The sequence below is a fragment of the Zoogloea sp. genome (assembly GCF_041908905.1).
GTDB lineage: Bacteria > Pseudomonadota > Gammaproteobacteria > Burkholderiales > Rhodocyclaceae > Zoogloea.
In genome coordinates, this window is sequence record NZ_JAYREK010000062.1 from 1 (window position 1) to 7899 (window position 7899).

Here is a 7899-nt window from a genome sequence, read left to right on the forward strand (position 1 = left end):
GGTGGGGGCCAGTTTTATGTATCTCCCGTGTTTTCCCGGGGGGTGTGCGGCTGACGCCGCACCTACAGGGGGCATCGCCGCGTTGAGCAGCAGCGTAGGCCGGGCTACGGGCTGGCCGGTCATGCCTCCGCCGCGCGTGCCAGGGACAATGCATCACGCAGGTTCAACAGGAGCATCGCCTGCCCACCGACATAGCCGCTCAGGGCAGACAGCGCCCGCCGTTCGATGGCATCGGCGTTCGTCAGGCCGAGACGAACCAGCGCCACGATATCCTCGCGATCACTCTCGGCGAAGCGGGCGATCTTGCTCACTGCCAGATCACAGGGTGACAGCACATACACATGGAACCACTCGAGCCCCAGATCTACCGGGATCGCGTCGTTCTGATAATCCTCATGCATGAGCGCGAACGTCGGGTTGTAGTTTGTATCGAGATAGACGAGCTGAGGTGTTCCATCCTCAAGAGCGATCTCGACGGCCAGATCGTTCGGCAACAGCAGCCGGGCACCGAATTCGGCATCGACATCTGTCGTCACCCGCCCGGCCGTATACAGATGAACCGCCATTCCTCCCGCCAGGAAAACCTTGACCGGCACACGCAAACCGAGGCGAGCCTCTAGGCGTTTCAAGAGGGCCTGCAAACCCTTCGCCAAAGCCGTATCAGTGTGCAGACAGATGTTTGCGCCCACCCCTCACGCCTCCTCACGCAACTGGGCATCAAGAAGATCCCGCAAACGCGGCAAACTGGTCACCCAGCCCCTGCGCAGCACATCCTCCGCGGCAAGGCGCTCATCAGGATGCGCCAGGAAATATCGCTCGCTCGCCGCCATCAATCCGGCAGAACTCAGGGGGTGACGTGCCCGGACAAGCATTGCCGCCAGCCTGAAGACATTCGCCTCCCGTTGATCGCACGCCCCCTCGGCGCCTCTCGTCGCCACCCCCCTGCACCGGTCAAGCATGACCGCCTCCGACTCGCGTCCCGACATCGCTGCGTTCCTCCACCCGGCACCTTGCCGGCTGCGGCACTCTAAACTCAAGACGCCGGAAAACTCAACAACAGATCCAGAAAGGATTCGGGCCACGCTGCGTCGGCCCAGGCTACAGGCGCTGCCCGGTTTTCCTGTTGGGGCGATGTAGAGGCGACTTCAGTCGTCCTCAGCCGGCAAAACCAAGCTATTAACCCGGCCCTTGAATAAAGACGCGGCGCTACAGTCTGTTTCTCATGTACTTCTTTGAATACATGAGTTTTTCAGGCTTCCAGCCGTCAGTGAATTCAAGGGCCTTGTCAATAGATCCCATATTTGACGTCCGCGGGCGACTGAAGTCGCCCCTACAGCAGATCCACGGTTCGTGCCAGAAATCGCCAGCTTCCGGTTCAGGCGTAGGTCGGCTAGCGCAGCGTAACCCGACGCACTACCACCCACCCACGGCACCACGCGGCAATGTCGGATCACGCTGCACTAACCCCACCCGCAGGCGCAGCTTGCCATAAAGCGCCAGGCCGCTGACCTCGTATAGCCGGTCTTCCTGCACACCAGCCGCTTGTCATCCCATGGAATACGCCCCAGACACCGCCACCTGGCCTGCCGGCTTCCCCACGTCCTACAATCCAGCATCCCAGCTTCGCCAACCCGCCCCATGAACATCCTCGACGCCCTGCGCCTGGCCTCCAGCGCCGACCTGTACCGGCTCCACCTCACCGTGGTGCGCCTCCTCGATGACCCCAAGCGCATCATCGAGATCCGCCGGCACCTCAACCTCGGCCTCGTCGTCTCCTACATCGCCGACGACATCGAGGCAACGCAGCGGCAAGGCCAGATCGTCGAGTTGAAGCCCACCCAGGCCGTCCTCATCGACATCGCCACCCGCCGCCGCCTCACCCTGCCCTACGCCGCCCTCGTGATCGACGGCCTGCCCCGCCGCCCGGATGAAACGCCCCCGCCCGCGCCCCCCGCCGCCCGCCGCGACGACTTCCGGCCTGGCGACACCGTCTCGTTCACCGACCAGCACCTGCAGGAGCACGTCGGCACCATCGTCCGCATCAACCAGAAAACCGCCTCCATCCAGTGCGACCCCAACCAGGGCCACTGGCGCGTCAGCTTCGGGCTGCTCAGGAAGATCGTGGATGTTTGACGCCCGGGGAGGGCAACACCCTGCAGCAAGGGGCGATCTTGCTCACCGCCATCAATCCGGCAGAACTTTGGGGGTGACGCGCCCGGACAAGCATTGCCGCCAGCCTGAAGACATTCGCCTCACGCTGATCGCACGCCCCCTCGGCACCTCTCATCTCGACGTCAGCTCGGTTCCGCCTCGAATCGGAGGTCGTAATACAAGTCCCCCAGAGACAGCGTCACGCCAATCAAGGGCATCTCGAGCTGTGACTCCATGCCAATGATGACCTGACCGTCCCAAGCGCTGCTTTCGTTGCGGCAGTAGAACCTGACACGTGGTTTCCTGGTTGAAACGAGGATGATGTATTGCATGGAAGGAATGGACTTATATTCCTCCAACTTGTCAATAGCATCAACCATGCCGGTGCTGCGGGACTCGACTTCAATGACCAGTGCCGGCTTGCCAGCTTCCCGGGCAGAACTCGCCGGGTCGCCGCAATCCACGCTCAGGTCGGGATACCGGACCTGATGGTCCGAGACCCTGATGGCTATGTCGGCGGACCGAGGGCGACAAGGCTTCCCGAATAGCTGGTTGCCAATGACTCTCGCGGCATTCATGACGAAGGTGTCGTGCGCAATCGTTGCCCCTGCCATGAGCATTGGCTGCCCATCCACCAGCTCGTACCTCTCGTTCTGTGACTCAAGCCACAGGTAGAACTCGTCCGCGGTCATCTGATGTTGAGTCAGTTGCTTTCGTCCCATGCGCGCCCCCCCCTGTAAGCGCCCCAGTGTAGTCACACACAAAAACATTGCAACGCCTGCCGACTACAGCGCGGCCCCCTGCGACCTTAGTCAACTTGCATTCCTGCAGCGCTCCCGCATATCATCCGCCGACATTGAACTGACATGATCCGCCACGGCGCGGCGCAGCAATCCCGGCATTCCGGACGACATTCTCCTTGATGCGAAAAACATCCGCCTCCATGCCAACGCCCTTCCCGGCCCTTCCGAAGACGTTTCGAGACACGCCCAAAAAACTTCCAGCCGGGGAGTGTCAGGAATTTTGTGTTCGAGACGGTTTTGATTCTTCCTGCCCCGCCGCGGCGGAGCAGGAAGAATCGGCTCATCGTGCCATCGCCGGGATGAAACGATCGGTATACAGGATGGCGAACTGGTTCATCGCCGGCTTCCAGTACAGCATCGGTTTTTCCATTCAGCCGTGATGTTGCGCAGCGCCAGCCAGATCAGCTTGGTGGCCGCCTCGTCGGTCGGGAAGTGCCCCCGCGTCTTGATGATCTTGCGCACCCGGGCGTTGAGGCTTTCGATAGCATTGGTCGTGTAGATCACCCGGCGCACCTCCGGCGGGAAGGCAAAGAACGGGATCACCTGCTCCCACGCCCGTCGCCATGCCGCGGCCACCGTCGGGAAGCGCTGGCCCCATTCGCCTTCGGCAAACGCCTCCAGCGCCGCCTCCGCCGCCTCGGCGCTCACCGCCTGGTAGATCGGCTTGAGGGCATCGGCGAGCGCCTTGCGATCACGGAAGCCCGCGTAGCTCAGGCTGTTGCGCAGCAGGTGCACAATGCACGTCTGCAGCGTGGTGCGCGGATACACCGCCTCCAGCGCCTCGGCCATGCCGGGGCCGCAGAGCGGAAGGTCAGGCGCGGCGGCGGCGCGAGGCAGCCACGCCGGCGGCGCCCAGGGCGAGGAGCGCCAGCGCGGAAGGCTCGGGCACCGCCGCGGCCGGGGCGGCGGGCGACGCGAAGCGCTGCGGCGCCGGGGCCAGGTCGGTGGTGGAGCCGACGATGACACCAACGCCGGCCACCTCCTGGTAGGCCCAGCGGCCGATGTCGAAGGAATCGTCATCCACGGTCAGCTCGACCCAGCCGTAATGCCAGCCCTTGTCCTCGAAGCGGAAGCCCAGCAGCCCGCTGGTGTCCCCCGCCCAGGCGCCGTCGATGCCGGCTCCGGTGACCACCCCATAGGAGATGCTCGGGTAGTACCAGCAACTCCAGCGGCTGCAGCTCCGGCCGCCGGGCTGATAGACCATGTAGCCGCTCTGCCAGCGGTCGTAGAGGGTCTCGCTGCCGGCGCCGTAGGTGTCATTGGCGTCGATCGGCGTATCGGCGGCCAGCGGCGCACCGAAGATCAGCTCGGTGCGGGCGCCGGTCGCGACCGTGGTGCGGTAATCGAAGCTGGGGTAGTTGTAGGCGCCGCTGCCGGTGAACACCAGCTCGCCGGCCCCCAGCGGCAGGCGGAACTCGCCGGTGCGATAGCCATCGGGGTCGTGGCCCTGGACGAGGCTGGCGTTTGCCGCCAGCGGAACCGACAGCCCCCCGAGCGCCACGGCGAGGGCCAGGCCGAGGGCGCGCAGGGGCTGGGTGGAAGGCGCAGCGGAGAGGCCGTGACGACGGGCGGAGCGGGAAACGGGGGCGGGCATTTTATTTCTTCTGGATTGAATGGAATGCGGCCATGTTACGAGCCGCCACCCGCCCTCCACGTGTGGAAATTAACAAAAATTGAAATTAACTAAAAATCTGCTGAATACGTGATTTTTTAGGGCGACATCTCCAGCGCCCCTGCGGCAGGAGGGCTAACCCCCGCCGGCGGGCCCGGATTTGCCCGCCCGAGGTTTACTTGATTGCCATCCGCATTTCCCAATATCATTTGCGGACAATTTCCATGACATAAACCCGGGCAGTGCGGTGCAGCCCCCGCAGCGTCCCGGACGCTCCGTGATGCGACAACGCCGCGCCGCCCCGCTTTCCGACACACCCCGGACGCCCTCCGTCACGTACGGAATCCTTCCAGCCACACCCGCAATGTTTTCGGCCGCGCCGCCCAAACGCCCAGACGCGCCCGAAACACCGCCAGCCACGCCGCAAAAACGCCGCGACACGCGCCAAACGCTCCCGGCCACGTCACCAAAACCCCCGGCGACACCACGAACAGCCGGGGTCACGCCACCAAAGGCATTTTTCATATGACAAAAAGCGCTGGCGGGCCCGCCACCCGTTTCTTTGACGCCACCCGCCGATTTTTTCATATGGCAAAAAATCCTGGCGGCGTGACCAACGTTTTTGGTCATGTGACAAAAAGGTTTTTTCAGCCCGCCGACGGATTTTTGCACGCCGCCAAGGGTTTTTGTGACATCACAAAAACGTCGCCCAGCGCCGCCCCAAAGCCCCACCGTTTCCCCTTCCAAACCCCGCAAACCCAGCACTGGCGCGGGTTCTGGGTCTTCATGGGGCCCCGGCGAGGGCGCCCCGCCCACCCTTTCATCACCACCAGGAGACACACCATGGCTAAAAGCTACTACCTGCCCAAGGACGATAGCGGCAAGGCAGAGCTGCTCGAACACCTCGCGGCCCGCCTGCCGGTCTACGCCGATGTTCTTGAAATCAGCCCCGCCGACATCACCAGCCTGCAGGCCGACGCCGCCGCCTTCCGCTACACCCTCGGCGCCTTCAACGCCATCCAGGCCAACTCCCGGCTGTGGACCGCCTTCAAGACCATCCAGCGGGACGGCGGCACCGGCTCCACCGCCTTCCCCCACGCCCCCAACCTGCCTGCGCCGGTGCCGGCCGTGCCCCTGGGCATCATCCCGCGCCTCACCGCCCTCGTCTCGCGCCTCAAGACGGCGCGCAACTACACGGAAGCCATCGGCCAGGACCTCAAGATCGTCGGCGCCGAACAGACCGTCGACTCCAGCGCCTGGAAGCCCGTCCTCGACCTCGCCACCGAAGCCGGCCACCCGATCATCAAATGGCCCAAGGGCGACGCCGACGCCATCGAGATCTGGGCCGACCGCGGCGACGACAAGGGCTTCATCCTCGCCACCACCACCACCGCCCCCGGCTTCACCGACACCGCCGCCAAACCCAGCACCGGCGCCGTCTGGAAGTACAAGGCGATCTACCGCCTCCGCGACGCCCAGGTCGGCCAGTGGAGCGACGTGGTGAGCATCGCCGTGGGGGGCTGAAGCATCCATCCCTGCCCTCCCCTGCCTGGGGAGGGCAGCCTACGCCCGCAGGCGACTGAAGTAGCCACAAAATGCGACAAGGCCAACCGATAAAGGACGGCCTTGTGAAAATCATCGGCTCTCCGTCGACTCCCAGAGAAATCCGGATGCCTACTTCGTCCGCCCATACTGGTCGTCAAAGCGCACGATGTCATCCTCACCAAGGTAAGAACCGGACTGCACCTCGATCAGCTCCAACGGCACCTTGCCCGGGTTCTCCAGGCGGTGCTTTTCGCCGAGAGGGATGTAAGTCGACTGGTTTTCACCCAGCAGAATCTCGCGTTCCCCGTTGACCACCCTCGCCGTACCCTTCACAACGATCCAGTGCTCCGCGCGGTGATAGTGCATCTGCAGGCTCAAGGCTGCGCCCGGGTTGACGACGATCCTCTTGACCTGGAAGCGCTCGCCCGCATCAATACCCTCGTAGCTGCCCCACGGGCGCAGAACACGGCGGTGAAACACCGATTCGCCGCGACCTTCGGCATTAAGACGCTCAACGATCTTCTTCACATCCTGAGCGCGATCCTTGGTGGTCACGAGTGTCGCATCGGCCGTCTCGACGATCACCAAATTATCGACACCGATCGCCGCCACCATCCGGTTCTCCGCGCGGATGTAGCAATCATGCACACCATCGACGAGCACATCGCCCAGCAGCGTATTACCCGAGCTATCCCGATCCACTACGTCCGACAAGGCAGACCACGAGCCCACGTCGCTCCAGCCGAGATCAGCCGCCTCGACCACCGCGGCGCGGCTGGTGTGCTCCATGACCGCGTAGTCGATGGATTCCGACGGGCAGACCGAGAATGCCGCCTCATCCAGCCGCACAAAGTCCAGATCCTCCTTGGCCTGCTCAACGGCCAGGCGGGACTGCTCCAGAATCGCGGGCTGACGGAGCCCGAGTTCTTCGAGGTAGACCGAAGCCTTCAGGCAGAAAATGCCACTGTTCCAGTAATAGCCGCCATCGGTCAAAAAACCTTCCGCAGTCTGCAGGTCCGGCTTCTCGACAAATGCTGCAACCTCATAGGCTCCGTCATCCAGCCCCTTACCACGCCGGATATAGCCATAGCCGGTATGAGCCGATTCCGGCTTGATGCCGAAAGTCACTAGATAATCATCCTTGGCCAGTTGGGCCGCACGCTCCACGTAACGCCGCAGGCACACTTCGTCGAGGATCACATGGTCCGACGGCCACACCAGCAGCACCGCGTTCGGGTCCATCCGAAGCGCAGCAATAGCTGCCACGGCCACCGCCGGCGCCGTATTGCGCCCCACCGGCTCAAGAAGAATGGACGACGGCTTCACATTAATCGCCCGCAATTGCTCGGCAACGACAAAGCGCTGCTCAGCATTGCTTATCACGATCGGAGCAGCCAGATCCGGCATGTCCTGAATGCGCAGCGCTGTTTGCTGAAGCATGGTCTTTTCGCCAACGAGCGGCAGAAACTGCTTGGGGTAGGCTGCGCGAGAAAGCGGCCACATGCGGGTGCCGCTACCGCCGGAGAGGATTACTGGAATCAACATTGAAATACACCTAAATTCAAAATAAGTAGTATCGGGCGTAAAAAGGGCCGGTCATACCGGCCCTTGATGACAAAAGAGCGGAGCTATTTCCAATAGTCCCCCTCAACTGCGTTCTAACTCAAAGCCGCCACACCTTGGCCCCGGCCGCTTCGAGCGCCGCCGGATCGTAGAAGCTCTTCACGTCGGCGAACACGCCGTTCGGGACGAGCTTCTCGCACAGCTGGCCGACACCCATCTGGCTGT

Annotated in this window: 6 protein-coding genes and 1 pseudogene; 2 read left to right on the forward strand and 5 right to left on the reverse strand. The window is 63.1% G+C overall.

The features are described 5' to 3' along the window. Positions 1–119: 119 nt before the first annotated feature. On the reverse strand, positions 120–689 hold the full coding sequence (locus tag ACE3OU_RS18450) for a DUF6036 family nucleotidyltransferase (protein WP_374243023.1): 570 nt from the start codon (positions 687–689) through the stop codon (positions 120–122). A gap of 949 nt (positions 690–1638) precedes the next feature. On the opposite strand from ACE3OU_RS18450, the gene ACE3OU_RS18455 reads away from it, so the two are divergent. Continuing rightward, the gene (locus ACE3OU_RS18455; RefSeq protein ID WP_374243024.1) at positions 1639–2133 is read left to right on the forward strand and encodes a hypothetical protein; all 495 of its coding nucleotides are present in this window, start codon (positions 1639–1641) and stop codon (positions 2131–2133) included. A gap of 161 nt (positions 2134–2294) precedes the next feature. Here the strand turns inward: ACE3OU_RS18455 and ACE3OU_RS18460 are convergent, their stop codons facing one another. From ACE3OU_RS18460 to ACE3OU_RS18470, 3 genes and pseudogenes are all read right to left on the reverse strand, one after another. Further along, positions 2295–2873 carry a Uma2 family endonuclease gene (locus tag ACE3OU_RS18460; RefSeq protein WP_374243025.1) on the reverse strand — a complete coding sequence of 193 codons (579 nt, stop codon included), beginning with the start codon at positions 2871–2873 and terminating at the stop codon, positions 2295–2297. 361 nt (positions 2874–3234) lie between these two features. Next, positions 3235–3746, reverse strand: a pseudogene (locus ACE3OU_RS18465) (transposase); the annotation flags it as partial. Positions 3747–3765: 19 nt separating this feature from the next. Next, positions 3766–4548 carry a PEP-CTERM sorting domain-containing protein gene (locus ACE3OU_RS18470; RefSeq protein WP_374243026.1) on the reverse strand — a complete coding sequence of 261 codons (783 nt, stop codon included), beginning with the start codon at positions 4546–4548 and terminating at the stop codon, positions 3766–3768. An 861-nt stretch (positions 4549–5409) separates the two neighbouring features. Between ACE3OU_RS18470 and ACE3OU_RS18475 the strand changes: the two genes are divergently transcribed. Beyond that, the gene (locus ACE3OU_RS18475; RefSeq protein WP_374243027.1) at positions 5410–6090 is read left to right on the forward strand and encodes a hypothetical protein; all 681 of its coding nucleotides are present in this window, start codon (positions 5410–5412) and stop codon (positions 6088–6090) included. Positions 6091–6240: 150 nt separating this feature from the next. Here ACE3OU_RS18475 and ACE3OU_RS18480 read toward each other — a convergent pair whose 3' ends face one another. Next, complete coding sequence (locus ACE3OU_RS18480) at positions 6241–7656, reverse strand: mannose-1-phosphate guanylyltransferase/mannose-6-phosphate isomerase (protein ID WP_374243028.1); 1416 nt, start codon at positions 7654–7656, stop codon at positions 6241–6243. Positions 7657–7899 lie beyond the last annotated feature (243 nt).